Source organism: Luteimonas sp. A611, assembly GCF_054072715.1.
In genome coordinates this window covers 28,201-44,872 of record NZ_JBSVRP010000001.1, presented here as the reverse complement: position 1 = coordinate 44,872, position 16,672 = coordinate 28,201, and the positions used below count along the sequence as shown (strand labels likewise).

The window sequence follows — 16,672 nt, the reverse complement described above, 5'->3', positions numbered from 1 at the left end:
CGATCATGAGCGCTCTAAGAATGTCCACCGCCGCGCTGCACGCCCAGGGCCTGCAGGGGATGCTGCAGCAACAGCAGCGCGTGGCGCGCACCCAGCAGGAGCTGGTCAGTGACAGCAAGCTGCTGCGCGCGGCCGACAACCCCTCCGGGATGGCGCGCGCACAGGGCCTGGATCACGCGCTGGCCTCGCTGCAGCAGCAGGGCAGCAACGCCAACCTGGTCGAGCACCGCCTGCGCACGCAGGAAGGCGCACTGACCGATGTCGGCAGCCAGCTCGATCGCGCGCGCGTGCTGGCGGTGCAGGCCAACAGCGGCGCGCTGTCGGACCAGGACCGCGTCTCGATCGCGGCCGAGCTGCGCGCCGTGCGCAGCGAGCTGCTGGCGATCGCCAACCGCGACGACGGCAACGGCCGGCGCCTGTTCGCCGGCACGCGCGACGGTGTCATTCCCTTTGCCGACAACGCCGGCACGGTGACCTATGCCGGCGACGGCGGACGCAACAGCGTCGAGGTCGGCCCCGACCACTGGGTGTCCGACGGTGACGCCGGCAGCGACGTGTTCCTGCGCGTGCGCACCGGCGACGGCATCCTGCGCGGCAGCGCCGCGGCGGCCAACACCGGCAGCGGCGTGCTGCAGTCCAGCGGGGTCACCGACCACGCGGCCTGGGCCGGGCAGTCGCTGCGCGTGGAGTTCACCGCCGCCGACGCCTGGCGCGTGCTCGACGGCACCGGCAACGAGCTGGCCACCGGCAGCTACACCGACGGCGCCACCATCAGCGCCGGCGGCATGCAGCTCACCCTGACCGGCACGCCCGCGCCGGGCGACAGCTTCGCCATCGAACCTGCGCCCACGCGCGACGTGTTCGCCACCCTGCAGGGCCTGGCCGATGCGCTGGAGGCGCCGGTGTCCACCGCCGCCGAGCGCGCACGGCGCGACAACCTGATCGGCGGCGCGCTGGGCGACATCGCCACCGCGCAGGACCACATGCTGGCGCTGCGCTCGGGCACCGGCACGCGCCTGGCTGCGCTGGACGGCGCCAGCGATACCCGCAGCGCCAGCGACCTCAGCCTGCAGGAGTCGCTGTCGGAACTGCGCGACGTGGATTTCGCCGAAGCCGCAAGCCGCCTGTCGCTGCAGCTCACCGCGCTGGAAGCGGCGCAGAAGACGATGCTGCGCGTGCAGGGAATGTCGCTGTTCGACCGGCTGTAGGCGGCAGCGGACTTTGCGGGGCGGCGCTAGAGCAACGCTGAAAAACTGTCATTTCGAGCGTAGCGAGAAGCACTTTTACAACAGCGAAGCTGGTCAATCCATGCTCTTGCAGTTTCCGAGATTGACCGGCTTCGCCGTTGCAAAGCTCTTCTCACTGCGTTCGGAATGACAAACCGGACTTTCTCAGCGTTGCCCTAAAGCTTGACAGCAGCCTGCCGTTACCCATTTCAGCAGCGGCGAGGACCAATCCCGGTCAGCACCCTGCGAACACCGGCCCAGCCTTCTCGTCGCCGCCGGACCCAACCTTCCAGGAGAAGCTTCCATGTCGTCAGTCATCAACACCAACGTGATGTCGCTCAACGCCCAGCGCAACCTGACCGCGTCCGGCGCCGACCTCGCCACCAGCCTGCAGCGCCTGTCGTCCGGCATGCGCATCAACAGCGCCAAGGACGACGCCGCCGGCCTCGCCATCTCGCAGCGCTTCACCACCCAGATCCGCGGCATGGACCAGGCTGCCCGCAACGCCAACGACGGCATCTCGCTGTCGCAGACCGCCGAAGGCGCGATGGCCGAGATCGGCAACAACCTGCAGCGCATCCGCGAGCTGGCCGTGCAGTCGCGCAACGCCACCAACTCCGCCTCCGACCGCGGCGCGCTGAACGCCGAAGCGCAGCAGCTGCTGGCCGAGATCGACCGCGTCGCCGGCACCACCAACTTCAACGACGTCAAGCTGCTCGACGGCTCGTTCGCAAACCAGAGCTTCCAGGTCGGCGCCAACCAGGGCGAGACGATCGACATCGCAAGCATCGTCAACGCGACGTCGGGCGCACTGGGCAGCTGGACCGAGGTGGGCACCACCACCTATACGCAGACGACTGCCGCGGCGACTGCCACGGCCTTCGCGACCGGCGTGTCCATGACCATCAATGGCGCGACGATCAGCACTGCCGCCGGCGCTGCCGACGCGCCGGCCGCTGCCGCCGCACTGCTGGCAGCGTTCAACACCGCCAAGGCCGACACGGCCGCCAATCCCGGCCTGGCCAACGTGACCATGGCCGCCTCGGGCGCGCTCACCTCGACCGACCAGAACCTGGCCCTGACCAACCTGACCAACGTCAGCGGCGTCACCGCGGGCACCACCGCCGGCGCCGCGACGACCGTCCCGGGCACGGCGCGGAACGGCTTCACCGGCCTCGACATCTCCACCGCGGCAGGTGCCGACAACGCGATGCGCGCGATGGACGGCGCACTGACGGCGATCAACACCGCGCGCGCCGACATGGGTGCCATCCAGAACCGCTTCACCTCGGTCGTGGCCAACCTGTCGACCTCTTCCGAGAACCTGTCGGCCGCGCGCAGCCGGATCCAGGACGCCGACTTCGCCAAGGAATCGGCGCAGCTCAGCCGCAACCAGATCCTGCAGCAGGCCGGTACCGCCATGCTGGCCCAGGCCAACCAGTCCACGCAGAACGTGCTCAGCCTGCTGCGCTGATGCTCCAAGCGGGTGCGGCCCAGGCCGCGCCCGCGCTTTCACGGGCACGGCGGCATTGCGCTCGCCGGGCCAGTCTTCAAGTCTCTCCAGCCATACCTTTTCCCCGCAGGCGCTGCGCAAGCCGCGCACCATGCCGCCAGCCGCGGCTTGCGCAGCGCCTGCGGGGCGCTTTTTCCAACGCAGCACCCCCCCAATCCCCTTGCTCGAGGAGCCCGCCATGCATCGCCAGCGCACTGAACGCCAGGTCCATGCCGCCGCCTCGACGCACGCCTGCCGGCAGGCAGCGCGATGAGCACCACCATCGGCACCGCCGGCAAGCTCGACGTGGCGACCATGGTCGCTCAGCTGGTTGCCGCCGACCGCGCCCAGCCCGACGCCCGCATCGCGCGCGGCGAGCGCCAGGTCAACTCCCAGATTTCCGCGATCGGCACGCTGCGCAGCGCGTTTTCCGCGCTCGGCACCGCCGTCAACGCACTCAGCTCGACCGACAACCTGCAGGCACGCAAGGCGATCCTGCCGGCCGATGCCAATTTTGCCGCGACCACCAGCGCCGGCGCCGCCGCCGGCCGCTACCAGATCGAAGTGCTGGCCCTGGCCAGCGCGCAGAAGCTCACCTCCGGCGCCTTCGCCGCCGACGCGGCGGTGGGCACGGGCACGCTCACCATCAGCGCCGGCGACACCACGCTCAGCATCGAGATTGCCGCGCCCGACAACACCCTGGCCGGCATCCGCGACGCGATCAACGCCGCTGCCGGCGGCAAGACCGTCACCGCCAGCATCGTCACCGGCGACGACGGCCCGCACCTGGTGCTCAACGCGGTCGACACCGGCAGCGCCGGCGCGCTGAAGATCAGCGCCAGCGGCGGCGACGGTGGCCTGTCCGCGCTCAGCTACGATCCCGACGGTGCCTCCGGCCTGTCGCAGCTGCTGCCCGCCGCCGATGCCCGCATCCGGGTCGATGGCATCGAGCGCACCAGCTCGTCCAACACCGTGACCGACCTGATCGACAAGGTCAGCCTGACCTTCACCAAGGCCGAGCCGGGCGCGGTCCGCGAGCTGCGCATCGAGGGCGACGCCAGCCTGCAGCGGAATTCGGTCAAGGGCTTCGTCAGCGCCTACAACGCCGCGCTCGGCGCGATCGGGCAGGTCACCGCCTACAACGTCGAGGCCAAGACCGCGGCCGCGCTCAACGGCGATGCGATGGTGCGCAACGCCACGCGCGAACTGCGCGACATCCTTGGCGACAACGTCATGGACCTCAAGGCGATCGGCATCACGATCAACAAGGACGGCACGCTCAAGCTCGATGAGGCCGCCTTCGACCAGGGCATGGCTGCCAGCCCCGAGGCTGCGTCGCGCCTGTTCGCCGCCGGCGGCCTGGCCGGCAAGGTCGATGCGGTGGTCGACCGCCTGATCGACCCGGACGGACTGCTGGCCGGCCGCAGCGAGAGCCTGAATGCACGCAGCAAGACGCTGGCCAGCCAGCGCAGCTCGCTCGACTTCCGCATGAGCCAGGCCGAATCGCGCTACCGCACACAGTTCACCGCGCTCGACGTGCTGCTGAGCTCGCTCCAGAGCAGCAGCGACTTCCTCACCCAGCAGCTCGCCACGCGCAGCTCAACGGACTGACATGAACGCCCGCAACCTCGCCAACCAGTACCGGCAAACCGGCGTGTCCAGCGCGGCGCTCGACGCCAGCCCGCACCGGCTGATCGCGCTGATGCTCGCCGGCGCGCGTGAACGCGCGCGCCTGGCCGCCGCCTGCCTCAAGCGCGGCGACCTGCCGCGCAAGTCGCAGGCGATCAGCGATGCCAGCGCCATCATCGGTGGCCTCAATGGCGCACTGAACCTGGAAGCCGGCGGCGAGATCGCCGATGGGCTGCAGGCGCTGTACGACTACGCGCAGCGGCGCCTGCTCGCGGCCAACGCCGAGAACGATGCCGCGCCGCTGCAGGAGGTCGACGACCTGCTCGGCGACATCGAATCGGCCTGGCTGGCGATCGCGCCACCGGAGACGGCATGACCCCGGTCCTGCCCGTCGTCGAAGTCCGCGCCGCGATCGCGGCCGAGGACTGGACGCTGGCCACCGCGCTGCTGCAGGCGCACGGTGCCGCCGTGGCCGCCGCGCTGGCCACGGTCGATTTCAACAAAACGCCACACGCGCCCTGGCTGGAACTGCTCGACGCCCAGCAGGCGCTCACCGATGAAATCCGCCAGGCGCGCGACGAGGTGATGCGCGCCATCGGCAAGCTCGGCCAGGACCAGCGCGGCGCGCGCGCCTGGCAGCAGGCGCTGGCATGACCACCCCGGCGGACGCGGCCCGGCTCCTGTTTGACGACACGCTCGCCTGCGAGGAACTGCGCCCGGCCGCCTTCGTGTCGGGGTCCGCGCACACCGGCCCGATGCTGGCCGCCAGCGGCGAGGCGCTGCTGCGCGCGCTGGCCGTGGTCGAGGACGGCCCCCGACCCGAAGAACCCGAATCCGGCGACCACGCCCTGCCCCGCATCGAAGCCAAACTCGACCTGCTGACCACCCTGGTGGCCGGCCTGTGCCGGATCGACGACGACCCGGTGCTTGCGCTGCAGTGGTCGGCGCGCGGCGCCTGTCTGGTGCTGGACGACCCGCCGCCGATCGGCAGCCCCGGCCTGTTCCGGGTGCGTCCGGCCGACTGGCTGCCCTCGACCCTGCTGCTGCCCGCCACCGCGATCGCGCACGAACCCGCCGAGGGCGGCGTGCGCGTCTGGCTGCGCTTCGACGCGCTGCCGGCGGTGCTGGAGGCCGCGCTGGAGCGCCACCTGTTCCGCATCCACCGCCGCGCCGTGGCGGAAAGCCGGCGCCCGCGCCAGGGCTTCTGAGCAACCTGTCACACTTCTACCCGGCCTGCGCGCAAGTCGCCGCGCGGCCCCGCTATGGTGGCGTTGGCGAGGCAGAGGGTGCGATGCGTTGCTGAAAGTATTGATCTGCGATGACCACACGCTGGTGCGCGCCGGCCTGCGCCGGCTGCTGGACTCCTTCACCGACATCGAAGTGGTGGCCGAGGCCAGCAATGCCGACGAAGCGGTGCTCCGTGCCCGCGAGTCGCTGCCCGACATCATCCTGCTCGACCTGTCGATGCCCGGCCGCAGCGGCTTCGACGCCCTGGCCGAGCTGCGCCAGACCAGCCCCGAGTGCGCGGTGGTGATCATGTCGATGCATGACGACGCGCTGCACGTGCGCGAGGCGCTGGCGCGCGGCGCGATCGGCTTCGTGGTCAAGGAGGCCGCGCCGGCCGAGCTGGAAATCGCGATCCGCGCCGCCGCCGCCGGACGCACCTACCTCAGCCCGCAGGTTTCGGCACCGCAATTGCAGGGCTACCGCAGCGGAGCCCCTGGCGAGGGCAACGTCGACGCGCTGCCGCGGCGCCAGCGCGAGATCCTCGACGCGCTGGGCGCCGGCCGCACCACCAAGCAGATCGCCGGCGACCTGGGGATCAGCATCAAGACCGTGGAAACCCACCGCGCGCGGATCATGGAGACGCTGGGCTGCCGCAATGCCGGCGAACTGCTGCGCATCGCCATGCGCCTGCACGACCGGCCCTGAGCCGGTCGGCACAAAGCGCCGCGTCGCGTCACTTCGATGCAGCGCCGCGTCGGAAACACGACGCGATGTAGGGGAATCCCCGACACCCCGACAGGGATGCCCTGAGCCGGACCCGGGTTCGCCCTGATTCGAGTTACGTCACGCGCCCATCACGATGGATTCCATGGCCGGCGACATGCCGGCACAGGGAGTCAGCGGCGATGAAAACCAGCATGCGCGTCGGGATGGTCCAGGGCGTCAACCTGACGCCACAGCTGCTGCAGTCGATCCGGCTGCTGCAGCTCACCGCACCGCAGCTGGAACAGGAGCTGCGCCAGGCGCTGGAGCGCAATCCGCTGCTGGAGCAGGACGAGGAGGCCGACGAGACCGAGGCCGACGCGCCCGAAGCAACGCTCGAAGCCGCGGCCTGGGACGAACTGCCGGAACCGGCGTTCCTGTCCGGCGGCGGCATTGGCGGCGGCGATGACGACGCGACGCTGCGCATCGCCGACGGCGAGTCCAGCGACCCGCGCCTGCGCCTGCTGCGCCTGCTGTCCCTGCACTGGAATCCAGAAGACCTCGAAGTCGCCGCCTGGTGGCTCGACCACTGCGACGACCGCGGCTACCTCGAGCAGCCGCTGGACGCGCTGCTGGCCGCCGCGCGCGCCGCCTTCCCGACGCGCGCCGGCGATGTCGGGGTGCTGCGCACGCGCCTGCTGCACGGCGACTGGCCGGGCATGGCCGCCGCCGACCCGGCCGAATGCCTGTCCGCGCAGCTGCGCGCCCTGCCCGAATGCGACGCCCGCGCCTGCGCGCTGCGCATCGTCGCCGGCCACCTGGACCTGCTGGCCGCGCGCGACGAGGCCGCGATCGCCGCCGCCACCGGCGCCAAGCCGGAGACCGTCAGTTCCGCACTGTCGATGATCCGGGGCCTGCGCCCGCATCCGGTGCAGGCGCCGACGGTCGACAGCGACGCGCACATCGTCCCGGACGTGGTCGCCTGGCACGGCGGCGGCGCCTGGCGCGTGGCGCTCAACCGCCGCGGCGCCCCGCAGCTGCGCCTGGCCGCGCACTGCGAGCGCGCGCTCGCCGGCAGCCAGCACGCCGCGCTGCGCGGCCTGCTCGACGAGGCGCGCTGGCTGGTGCGCGGCGTGGCCATGCGCAACGACACCCTGCTGCGCACCGCGCAGGTGCTGGTCGAGCGCCAGAGCGGCTTCCTCGACCAGGGCCCGGAGGCGATCCTGCCGCTGACCCTGCGCGAAGTCGCCGACACCATCGGCGTGCACGAATCCACGGTCTCGCGCATCGTCAGCGGCAAGTACATCCAGACCCCGCGCGGCACCTTCGAGCTCAAGCGCCTGTTCGCGGTGCGGCTGGAGGGCGCCGAGGTCGCCGGCAGCGCGATCAAGGCGATGGTCAAGCGACTGATCGATTCCGAACCGGCCGCCGCGCCGCTTGCCGACGACGTGATCGCCGGCCTGCTCGCGCGCCAGGGCGTGCGCATCGCGCGCCGCACCGTGGCCAAGTACCGCGACCAGCTGGCGATCGGGCCGGCGCGGGCGCGCCAGCGCCTGGCCCCGCGCCAGGCCCGACAGGAGTGCGTGTGATGCGCCAGATTTCCGTGCTGCTGGTCGACGACCATGCCGGCTTCATCTCCGCGGCCATGCGCCACCTGCGCCGCCTGCCCTGGCTGACCGTCGCCGGCACCGCCGGCAACGGCGTCGAGGCCATCGCCCAGTGCGAGGTGCTGCGCCCGGACGTGGTGCTGATGGACCTGGCCATGCCCGAGATGGGCGGGCTGCAGGCCACGCGCCTGATCAAGGCCCAGGACAACCCGCCCTACATCGTCATCGCCAGCCACTTCGACGACGGCGAGCATCGCGAGCACGCGCTGCGCGCCGGTGCCGACGCCTTCGTCAGCAAGCTGGCCTACATCCACGAGGTGCTGCCGCTGCTGGAAGCGCTCGCCGGCGTGGGCGATGGCAACAACACGGAGGCCTTGGCATGAGCGAGTCCCGCATCCTGGTCCTCGACCGCGACGAGGCCCGCGCTGAGCGCGTGGCCACCCTGCTCGAATTCATGGACTTCTCGCCGCGCATCGTCGACGACGCCGACGACATCGACCTGTCGCGCGCCCGCGGCAGCGACTGGGTCGCGGTCGTGGTCGGCGACGTCGGCGACGGCGAGAGCTGGAACGCGTTTGCCGCGTGGCTGGCCACCCAGGCCCTGCACCCGCCGGTGCTGGAGCTGCCGGGCCATGCTGCCGATGCAGGCTGGCGCGCCAGCCTGCACCCGCAGTCGGTGTGGCCGCTGTCGTTCCCGATCCGCCGCACCCAGCTGCAGGAAGCGCTGCGCCGCGCCAGCCTCAAGCGCATCGACGACGACGCCCGCCGCGACGTGCCCACCTTCGGCCCGACCGGGCGCAGCACCTGCGTGCTCGAGCTCAACCGCATGATCGACCAGGTCGCCCCGCACGACACCACGGTGCTGGTGCTGGGCGAGTCGGGCACCGGCAAGGAGGTCGCCGCGCGCGCCCTGCACGCGCGCTCGTCGCGCCGCGACAAGCCGTTCGTGGCGATCAACTGCGGCGCGATCCCGCCCGACCTGCTCGAAAGCGAGCTGTTCGGCCACGAGAAGGGCGCCTTCACCGGCGCGCTGACCCAGCGCAAGGGCCGCTTCGAGATGGCCGAGGGCGGCACCCTGCTGCTCGACGAGATCGGCGACATGAGCCTGCCGATGCAGGTCAAGCTGCTGCGCGTGCTGCAGGAGCGCTGCTTCGAGCGCGTCGGCGGCACCGTCACCATCAAGTGCGACGTGCGTGTGATCGCGGCCACGCACCGCGACCTCGAGGAGCGCATCGCCAACGGCGAGTTCCGCGAGGACCTGTTCTACCGCCTCAACGTGTTCCCCATCGAGATGCCGGCGCTGCGCGAGCGCGGCGAGGACCTGCCCGACCTGGTCGCCGCGATCACCCGCCAGCTGGCCGAGGCCGGCCGCGGCCAGGTGACCCTGGCCTCCGACGCCATCGCCGCGCTGCGCCACTACGCCTGGCCGGGCAACGTGCGCGAGCTGAGCAACCTGCTCGAGCGCCTGGCCGTGCTGCACCCGGGCGGCACCGTGCGCGCCCTCGACCTGCCGGCGCGCTACCGCGCCGCGGCCGCGGCCGCCGGCGAAGCGTTCGACCCGCCGGCAACAACGCCGAAAGCCGCTGCCGCCGCGTCCACCGACCCGGCGCAGCTGTCGGCCACCACCACCCTGCCGCCGCAGGGCATCGACCTGCGCGGGCACATGGCCGGCATCGAGCTGGAGCTGCTGCGCGCGGCGCTGGAACAATCCAACGGCGTGGTTGCCCATGCCGCGCCGCTGCTGGGCCTGCGCCGCACCACCCTGGTGGAGAAGCTGCGCAAGTACGGCATCGACCGCGACCAGGCGGCCACGCCCGCCGCCGGCGCGGACAGGCAGGCGGCGAGTTTCTGACGCGCCCGTGGCACGGGAATTGCCTGAGTCCATGCAGACCGACCTGCAGCCGACGCGATGACTGACGCCATTTCATCGATCCTTTCCCAGATCCGCGCGCACGAGATGCGCGCCGGTTCGGTGCATGGCGATGTCGCGCCCTCGAACGCGATCGACGTCGGCGGCGCAGGCAAGGCCGTCGAGGCGCCGGGATTCGCGCAGACCCTGTCCAACACCATCGACAAGGTCAGCGCGACCCAAGCCAACGCCGGCGCCCTGCAGCAGGCCTTCGAACTGGGCGACCCGCGCGCCGACCTCGCCCGGGTGATGGTGGCGATGCAGCAGTCGCAGGTCGCGTTCCGGGCCACGGTCGAAGTGCGCAACCGCCTCGTCCAGGCGTACCAGGACGTGATGAACATGCCGATCTGATCCGGCGCCCCGAACTTCGAACTCCCTTCCACCGACCCTCCTTCCGGCACCGACCATGAGCGTGATCGCACTTCCCAAGGCCACCGCCAGCCTGCGCGACCTGGGCCGCCTGCAGGACATCCCTGCGGTGCGCCAGCTCGGCTTGCTGGCGCTGCTGGCGGTGGCCATCGCGCTCGGGCTGTGGCTGTTCTTCTGGAGCCAGAAGCCGGACTTCGTGCCGGTCCAGGCCGGGCTGGACGCCAAGTCCACCGCCGAGGCCTCCGAGCTGCTGCGCAGCGCGCGCATCCCGTTCAAGATCGACCCGGCCACCGGTGCGCTGGCGGTGTCGCTCGACCAGGTCGCCGAGGCGCGCATGGCGCTGGCCGCGGCCGGCCTGCCGGCCTCGCAGGGCAACGGCTTCGAAACGATCCAGGGCGACCAGGGCTTCGGCACCAGCCAGTTCATCGAAAGCGCGCGCTACCAGCACGCGCAGGAGATCGAACTGGCCCGCACCATCGCCAACCTGCGCCCGGTGCGCGAGGCGCGTGTGCACCTGGCACTGCCCAAGCCGAGCGCCTTCACCCGCCAGCGCGACCCGGCCAGCGCCTCGGTGGTGCTGCAGCTGCGCGCCGGCAGTGCGCTCGAGCAGGGACAGGTCAACGCGATCGTGCACCTGGTGGCGTCCAGCATCCCGGGCCTGCCGCCGGAAGGCGTGACCGTGGTCGACCAGTTCGGCCGCATGCTCTCCAACGCCGACCCGCAGAGCGACGACGCGATCGGCGCCAAGCAGTTCGAGCAGCAGCGCCGGCAGGAATCGGTGTACGTGCAGCGCATCGAAGAGCTGCTCGAGCCGATGACCGGCCCCGGCCGCATCAGCGCCAAGGTCAGCGTCGACATGGACTTCGCCCAGACCGAGGAGGCGAGCGAGCGCTACGGCCCGCAGCCGGCGATGGTGCGCAGCGAACAGATTTCCGAATCCGGCACGCTCGGTGGCGGCGGCGACGCCGTCGCGCAGGGCGTGCCCGGCAGCGCCAGCAACACACCCGAGGCGGCCGCCGAGCCGGCCCCGGTTGCAGCCGCGGCCACCAGCGGCCCCGGCAGCCGCAGCGCGGTGCGCAACTACGAGATCGACCGCACCCTCACCCATACCCGCCAGGCGCCGGGCCGGATCCGCCGCGTCACCGCCGCGGTGCTGGTCGACAACGCCGCGCCGGCCGCGACCGTCGGCACCGCCGCGCCCAGCCCGGGCCGGCCGCTCAGCGCCGAGGAACTCACCCGCATCCAAACCCTGGTGCAGCAGGCAATCGGCTTCGATGGCGCGCGCGGCGACGTGGTGTCGGTGGTGAACGCACCGTTCGCCCGCGGCGCGATGGAAACGCCCATGGACGGACCGCCAATCTGGCAGCACCCGCGTGCGCGCGAACTGGTGCGCCTGGTGCTGGGCGGGCTGGCGGTGCTGCTGCTGATCTTCACCGTGCTGCGCCCGGCCACGCGCCAGCTGCTCGCCCCCAGGACCGTGACCGCCACCGTGCTGCCGCCCGCCGATGTCGACGACGAGCTGCCGGTGAGCCTGTCGGGTCCGTCGCAGGCGAGGGCGGAGGCCATCGGGGCACCGGCGGCCGCGATGGACCTCGACGACAAGCTCGAGATCGCGCGCACCGCGGTCAGCACCGATCCCAAGCGCGTGGCGCAGGTGGTCCGCGACATGGTGGCCTCCGATGGCTGACCCCGGGATCGCGCTGACCGGCGTGCAGCGCGCCGCCATCGTGCTGCTCTCGCTGGGCGAGGCGCAGGCGGCCGAAGTGCTCAAGCACATGGGCGCCAAGGAAGTGCAGAAGCTGGGCGTGGCGATGACCTCGCTGGGCGAGGTCGGCCGCGATTCGGTGACGCGCGTGTTCGACGAGTTCATCGACGTGCTGGCCCGTCCCTGCGGAATCGGCAGCGGTGCCGACGACTACGTGCGCGCGGTGCTGACCCAGGCGCTGGGCGAGGACCGCGCCAGCGGCCTGATCGACCGCATCCTGCTGGGCCGCAACACCACTGGCCTGGACACCCTGAAGTGGATGGATCCGCGCGCGATCGCCGAGCTGGTGCGCAACGAGCATCCGCAGATCATCGCCATCGTGCTGGCGCACCTGGACGGCGACCAGGCCGCCGAGGTACTCAAGTGCCTGCCCGAGCGCGCGCGCGTGGACGTGCTGCTGCGGCTGGCCACGCTCGACGGCATCCCGCCGCATGCGCTCAACGAACTCAACGACGTGATGGCGCGGCAGTTCGCCGGCAGCCAGAACATCAAGTCCTCGTCGGTAGGCGGGGTCAAGGTCGCGGCCAACATCCTCAACTTCATGGATTCGGGCCAGGACGAGGCGCTGCTGGGCGCGATCGGCGAGGTCGATGGCGAACTCGGCACCCGCATCCGCGACCTGATGTTCGTGTTCGACAACCTGGCCGAACTCGACGACCGCGCGATGCAGGCGGTGCTGCGCGAGATTTCCAGCGAGCAGCTGGCGCTGGCCCTGCGCGGCGCCGAAACCAGGGTGCGCGAGAAGATCACCGGCAACATGTCGCAGCGCGCCGCCGAGATCCTGGTCGAGGACATGGAGGCACGCGGCCCGGTGCGCCTGGCCGAGGTGGAAACCGCGCAGAAGGAAATCCTGGCCGTGGTGCGGCGCATGGCCGACAACGGTGACATCCAGATCGCGGTCAAGGCCGAGGTGCTGATTTGAACGGCATGGCCGCGCTGTCGGCCGACGATCCGCGCCTGGCCAGCGGCGTGGTGCGCTGGAATGCGCCGGGGCTGGTTGCGGTCGCGCCGGAGCCGGAGCCCGAGGCGCCCGCGCCCGCACTGCCCAGCGTGGAAGACCTGCAGGCGCTGGAGCGTGCGGCGCACGAGGACGGCTACGCGCGCGGACACGCCGAGGGCCTTGCTGCCGGCCAGGCCGACGTGCGGCGCATGGTGGCGCAGATCGAGGGCGTGCTCGATGGCTTCACCCGCCCGCTTGCCCGGCTCGATGGCGAAGTGGCCGAAGCGCTGGCCGACCTGGCCGTGCGCATCGCCGGCAGCCTGCTCGGACGCGCCTACCAGGTCGACCCGACCCTGCTGGCCGACCTGGTGCGCGAAGCACTGGAGGCGGTGGGCAGCGACAGCCGCGAGCTCGAGCTGCGCCTGCACAACGACGATTTCGGGGTACTCGCCCCGCACCTGGCCGGCCTGGACGGTGTGCGCCTGACCATCGACAGCGCGCTCGGCCGCGGCGAGCTGCGCCTGCACAGCGAGAGCGTGCGCATCGACGGCACCATCGCCTCGCGCCTGCAGTCGGTGCTTGCCGCCACCCTGGCCAGCAGCGAGGCCAGCGCATGACCACCGTTGCCGCCGCCAACTGGCTGGAAGCGCGCAACCTGCGCCTGGCCGCGCGCCTGCAGGCCGCCGATCCGCATCCGTCCTCGCTGGGGCTGGCGCGCGAGGGCGTGCTGCGGCGCGCGGTCGGGCTGACTTTGGAAGCCTCGGGCTGCAGCGCGCCACTGGGTTCGCGCTGCCGGGTCGAGACCGCGGGCGGACGCTGGGTCGACACCGAGGTGGTCGGCTTCTCCGGCGACCGCACCTACCTGATGCCCACCGCCGACCTCGAAGGCCTGCTTCCGAATGCGCGCGTGGTGCCATTGCGCCGCCGCGGCGAAGTCGCGGTTGGCGAGGGCCTGCTGGGCCGCGTCGTCGACAGCGACGGCGTGCCGCTGGACGGGCGCGGCCCGATCCGCGCCGAACAGTGGGTCGGCCTGGCCGGCACCGCGATCAACCCGCTGATGCGCGAGCCGATCACGCAGTCGCTCGACGTCGGCGTGCGCGCGATCAACGCGCTGCTGCCGATCGGCCGCGGCCAGCGCATCGGCCTGTTCGCAGGCTCCGGCGTGGGCAAGTCGACCCTGCTGGGGATGATGACCCGCTACACCGCCGCCGACATCATCGTGGTCGGCCTGATCGGCGAGCGTGGCCGCGAAGTGCGCGATTTCGTCGACAGCACGCTGGGCGAGGAAGGCCTGCGCCGCTCGGTCGTGGTGGCCACGCCCGCCGACCGGCCGCCGCTGGCACGCCTGCACGGCGCGCTGCGCGCCACCGCGATCGCCGAGTACTACCGCGACCAGGGCCTGCACGTGCTGCTGCTGATGGATTCGCTGACCCGCTTCGCGCACGCGCAGCGCGAGATCGGCCTGTCGGTGGGCGAACCGCCAACCACCCGCGGCTATCCGCCATCGGTGTTCGCCAAGCTGCCGCAGCTGGTCGAGCGCGCCGGCAACGGCGCCAACGGGTGCGGCTCGATCACCGCGTTCTACACCGTGCTCACCGAGGGCGACGACCAACAGGAGCCGATCGCCGACGCCGCGCGCGCGATCCTGGACGGCCACATCGTGCTCACCCGCCGCATCGCCGACGCCGGCCAGTACCCGGCGATCGACGTCGAGGTCTCGGTCAGCCGCGTCATGCAGGACATCACCGATGCGCCCTGGCGCGAGCGCATCCGCAAGCTCAAGCGGCTGATGGCCGCGCACTCGGCGCAGCGCGACCTGATCGCGATCGGCGCCTACCAGCGCGGCAGCGACCCGACCGTCGACGAAGCGGTGGCGCGCTGGCCCGCGATCCAGGCCTTCCTCGGCCAGGACGTGACCGAAGCCGCGGACGTCGAGGCCAGCCGCGCCGCGCTGGCCGCCCTGCTCGACGACGGCCCCGCCCCTGCCGCCGCCCCCATTCCCACCCAGGACTGATCCAGATGCGTTCGCAACGGCTCGATCCGCTGCTCAAGATCATGCAACAGCGCCAGGACGCGGCCGCACGCGACGTCGCCGACCGCGACCGCACGCTCGGCGAGCAGGAGCAGCGCCTCGAAGCGCTGCGCCGCTACGCCGAGGAGTACGCCGCGGCGCCGGCCCAGAGTTCGATTTCGCCGGCGCTGCTGGTCAACCGGCTCGCCTTCCGCGAGCGCCTGAACGCGGCCGTCGTGCAGCAGGCCGGGATCGTCGACCACAGCCGCCAGCTGACCGACGTCGAGCGCGCGCGGCTGATGCTCGCCAGCCGCGAGACCAAGGTGCTCGAGCAGCTGGCCGACAGCTACCGGGCGCAGGAGTCGAAGGTCGCCGAGCAGCGCGTGCAGCGCGAGATGGACGAACTCGGCGGCCGTCGCGCCCGCGTTGCCGCGCTGGCCGCGGACGAAGGCCAGACCCCATGACCGGCGCCGGTGCGATGTCGCTTGCCTCGGCCAGCCCGGCCCCGGCGCCGCCGACCCGTGGCGCCGCGCGCAGCGACGGCGCCGCGCAGCCGCCTGCGGACGCGTCCGCGCCAGACGCATCGGCCCGCGCCGACCGCGGCAAGGCCGCAGAAGGCGTGGCCAAGTCGGGTGAACAGGCCGAGGACGCAGCGCCGGCACCCGCACAATCGTTCGCACAGTTCCTCCTCCAGGCTCCGCCGGCAGCGCCTCCTCCGGCACCGGCGGCCGACGCTCCCGCAGCCGGCTCGGAGTCCGACGCCACCTCGCCCGAACAGCTGCTTGCCCTGCTCGACGGGTCCTGGTCGGGCACGGCTGCGGCCGCCAGCGCGCCTGGCGCGACGGCCGCCACAGCGGTGATCGCGCAGCCCGCTGCGGGCCTGTCCGCGTCCGCCACCGTCACGGGCACTGCCGCCGCGGCGCCCACGCTCGACGGCGAGCCTGCCAGCGCCGGCGCCGACCACGCGCTGCCGCTGCTGGCCGCCGACGGCGATGCGCCATCGACCCTGGCGGCGTCGCCCGCGCTGGAAGCCGCCGCGACCGCGCGCGACGCCAGCGCCGCCACACAGGCCGGCCCCGCCATCGAAGCCGCGACTGCGGGCATCGCCGGGACCACGCCGCTGGCCACCCCGCGCCCGCAGGCCGCCCCGGCCCTGCCGCCGCTGCCGATGCCGGCCAATCCGGACGCCGGCTTCGACGAGGGCTTCGGCACGCGCCTGGTGTGGATGGCCGAACAACGCGTCGGCCACGCCGAGATCCGGCTCAATCCCGAGCACGTGGGCCCGATCGAGGTACGCGTGCAGCTCGACGGCGAGCAGGTCCGTGCCGAGTTCCACAGCGCCCATGCCGAAGTCCGGCAGGCGATCGAAGCCAGCCTGCCGCGCCTGCGCGAACTGCTGGCCCAGCACGGCCTGCAGCTCGGCCAGGCCGACGTCGGCCAGGGCCAGGCCGGACGCGACGGTGATGCCGCACGCGCGGGTGCCACGGCGCGCCGCGGGCAAGGTGGGGAGCCGGGCGATCCCGGCCAGACACCCACGCCTCCGGCCGCGCTGCGAACACGTGGACTGCTGGACGAATACGCCTGAGGCACGGCGGCAACCCGTCTGTCATTTCGACCGCAGGGAGAAATCTCCCGCCGACGGTCCAGGATTTACGGCTGCGCTGTTGAAGAGCGCTTCTCCCTCCGGTCGAGTGGCCGTCGGGGCGACTCCAGATTTCTCCCTTCGGTCGAAATGACAGGCTTGGTTGAAATGACAGGCTTGGGCGGAATGACGGGCTTGGTCGGAATGACAGGC

Annotated in this window: 17 protein-coding genes; all 17 read left to right on the top strand. The window is 72.0% G+C overall.

Going from position 1 to position 16,672, the window contains the following annotated elements; all coding sequences use genetic code 11:
- Positions 1-20: 20 nt before the first annotated feature.
- A complete protein-coding gene (gene flgL / locus ACW5EG_RS00225; protein WP_457020536.1) occupies positions 21-1,208 on the top strand; it encodes a flagellar hook-associated protein FlgL in 1,188 nt (395 codons plus the stop codon).
- Between the two features lie 322 nt (positions 1,209-1,530).
- Complete coding sequence (locus ACW5EG_RS00220; RefSeq protein ID WP_457016482.1) at positions 1,531-2,700, top strand: flagellin; 1,170 nt, start codon at positions 1,531-1,533, stop codon at positions 2,698-2,700.
- A gap of 288 nt (positions 2,701-2,988) precedes the next feature.
- Positions 2,989-4,329, top strand: coding sequence for a flagellar filament capping protein FliD (fliD, locus tag ACW5EG_RS00215; protein ID WP_457020535.1), 1,341 nt, complete (start codon positions 2,989-2,991; stop codon positions 4,327-4,329).
- 1 nt (position 4,330) lies between these two features.
- On the top strand, positions 4,331-4,723 hold the full coding sequence (fliS, locus tag ACW5EG_RS00210; protein WP_457016479.1) for a flagellar export chaperone FliS: 393 nt from the start codon (positions 4,331-4,333) through the stop codon (positions 4,721-4,723).
- Positions 4,720-5,001, top strand: coding sequence for a hypothetical protein (locus ACW5EG_RS00205; protein ID WP_457020534.1), 282 nt, complete (start codon positions 4,720-4,722; stop codon positions 4,999-5,001). Before fliS ends, ACW5EG_RS00205 begins: the two co-directional genes overlap by 4 nt.
- Positions 4,998-5,555 carry a PilZ domain-containing protein gene (locus ACW5EG_RS00200; RefSeq protein ID WP_457020533.1) on the top strand — a complete coding sequence of 186 codons (558 nt, stop codon included), beginning with the start codon at positions 4,998-5,000 and terminating at the stop codon, positions 5,553-5,555. The genes ACW5EG_RS00205 and ACW5EG_RS00200 overlap by 4 nt, the downstream gene beginning before the upstream one ends.
- 91 nt (positions 5,556-5,646) lie before the next feature.
- Positions 5,647-6,279: a response regulator transcription factor gene (locus tag ACW5EG_RS00195; RefSeq protein WP_457021376.1), complete on the top strand. Its 633-nt coding sequence runs from the start codon at positions 5,647-5,649 to the stop codon at positions 6,277-6,279.
- Positions 6,280-6,479: 200 nt separating this feature from the next.
- Positions 6,480-7,865, top strand: a complete 1,386-nt coding sequence (rpoN, locus tag ACW5EG_RS00190; RefSeq protein WP_457020532.1) for an RNA polymerase factor sigma-54 — start codon at positions 6,480-6,482, stop codon at positions 7,863-7,865.
- Positions 7,865-8,266: a response regulator gene (locus tag ACW5EG_RS00185; RefSeq protein ID WP_457020531.1), complete on the top strand. Its 402-nt coding sequence runs from the start codon at positions 7,865-7,867 to the stop codon at positions 8,264-8,266. The genes rpoN and ACW5EG_RS00185 overlap by 1 nt, the downstream gene beginning before the upstream one ends.
- Entirely contained in the window at positions 8,263-9,735 is a 1,473-nt protein-coding gene (locus ACW5EG_RS00180) for a sigma-54 dependent transcriptional regulator (RefSeq protein WP_457020530.1), read from the top strand. Before ACW5EG_RS00185 ends, ACW5EG_RS00180 begins: the two co-directional genes overlap by 4 nt.
- Before the next feature lie 57 nt (positions 9,736-9,792).
- The gene (fliE, locus tag ACW5EG_RS00175) at positions 9,793-10,143 is read left to right on the top strand and encodes a flagellar hook-basal body complex protein FliE (RefSeq protein ID WP_457020529.1); all 351 of its coding nucleotides are present in this window, start codon (positions 9,793-9,795) and stop codon (positions 10,141-10,143) included.
- A gap of 55 nt (positions 10,144-10,198) precedes the next feature.
- On the top strand, positions 10,199-11,848 hold the full coding sequence (gene fliF, locus ACW5EG_RS00170; protein ID WP_457016467.1) for a flagellar basal-body MS-ring/collar protein FliF: 1,650 nt from the start codon (positions 10,199-10,201) through the stop codon (positions 11,846-11,848).
- A gap of 13 nt (positions 11,849-11,861) precedes the next feature.
- On the top strand, positions 11,862-12,848 hold the full coding sequence (gene fliG / locus ACW5EG_RS00165; protein WP_457018359.1) for a flagellar motor switch protein FliG: 987 nt from the start codon (positions 11,862-11,864) through the stop codon (positions 12,846-12,848).
- 5 nt (positions 12,849-12,853) lie between these two features.
- Complete coding sequence (locus ACW5EG_RS00160; RefSeq protein ID WP_457020528.1) at positions 12,854-13,483, top strand: FliH/SctL family protein; 630 nt, start codon at positions 12,854-12,856, stop codon at positions 13,481-13,483.
- On the top strand, positions 13,480-14,880 hold the full coding sequence (fliI, locus tag ACW5EG_RS00155; RefSeq protein WP_457020527.1) for a flagellar protein export ATPase FliI: 1,401 nt from the start codon (positions 13,480-13,482) through the stop codon (positions 14,878-14,880). Before ACW5EG_RS00160 ends, fliI begins: the two co-directional genes overlap by 4 nt.
- A 5-nt stretch (positions 14,881-14,885) precedes the next feature.
- On the top strand, positions 14,886-15,341 hold the full coding sequence (gene fliJ, locus ACW5EG_RS00150) for a flagellar export protein FliJ (RefSeq protein ID WP_457020526.1): 456 nt from the start codon (positions 14,886-14,888) through the stop codon (positions 15,339-15,341).
- Positions 15,338-16,462, top strand: a complete 1,125-nt coding sequence (locus ACW5EG_RS00145) for a flagellar hook-length control protein FliK (protein ID WP_457020525.1) — start codon at positions 15,338-15,340, stop codon at positions 16,460-16,462. The genes fliJ and ACW5EG_RS00145 overlap by 4 nt, the downstream gene beginning before the upstream one ends.
- The last annotated feature ends 210 nt before the right edge of the window (positions 16,463-16,672 follow it).

Bases quoted from the DNA above. Each gene is read 5' to 3' on its own strand.
- ACW5EG_RS00185 (WP_457020531.1), top strand. From the start codon at position 7,865: ATGCGCCAGATTTCCGTGCTGCTGGTCGACGACCATGCCGGCTTCATC.
- ACW5EG_RS00145 (WP_457020525.1), top strand. From the start codon at position 15,338: ATGACCGGCGCCGGTGCGATGTCGCTTGCCTCGGCCAGCCCGGCCCCG.
- ACW5EG_RS00180 (WP_457020530.1), top strand. From the start codon at position 8,263: ATGAGCGAGTCCCGCATCCTGGTCCTCGACCGCGACGAGGCCCGCGCT.
- ACW5EG_RS00220 (WP_457016482.1), top strand. From the start codon at position 1,531: ATGTCGTCAGTCATCAACACCAACGTGATGTCGCTCAACGCCCAGCGC.
- ACW5EG_RS00160 (WP_457020528.1), top strand. From the start codon at position 12,854: ATGGCCGCGCTGTCGGCCGACGATCCGCGCCTGGCCAGCGGCGTGGTG.
- ACW5EG_RS00205 (WP_457020534.1), top strand. From the start codon at position 4,720: ATGACCCCGGTCCTGCCCGTCGTCGAAGTCCGCGCCGCGATCGCGGCC.
- fliF (WP_457016467.1), top strand. From the start codon at position 10,199: ATGAGCGTGATCGCACTTCCCAAGGCCACCGCCAGCCTGCGCGACCTG.
- fliS (WP_457016479.1), top strand. From the start codon at position 4,331: ATGAACGCCCGCAACCTCGCCAACCAGTACCGGCAAACCGGCGTGTCC.
- fliJ (WP_457020526.1), top strand. From the start codon at position 14,886: ATGCGTTCGCAACGGCTCGATCCGCTGCTCAAGATCATGCAACAGCGC.
- ACW5EG_RS00200 (WP_457020533.1), top strand. From the start codon at position 4,998: ATGACCACCCCGGCGGACGCGGCCCGGCTCCTGTTTGACGACACGCTC.
- fliD (WP_457020535.1), top strand. From the start codon at position 2,989: ATGAGCACCACCATCGGCACCGCCGGCAAGCTCGACGTGGCGACCATG.
- flgL (WP_457020536.1), top strand. From the start codon at position 21: ATGTCCACCGCCGCGCTGCACGCCCAGGGCCTGCAGGGGATGCTGCAG.
- rpoN (WP_457020532.1), top strand. From the start codon at position 6,480: ATGAAAACCAGCATGCGCGTCGGGATGGTCCAGGGCGTCAACCTGACG.
- fliE (WP_457020529.1), top strand. From the start codon at position 9,793: ATGACTGACGCCATTTCATCGATCCTTTCCCAGATCCGCGCGCACGAG.
- fliI (WP_457020527.1), top strand. From the start codon at position 13,480: ATGACCACCGTTGCCGCCGCCAACTGGCTGGAAGCGCGCAACCTGCGC.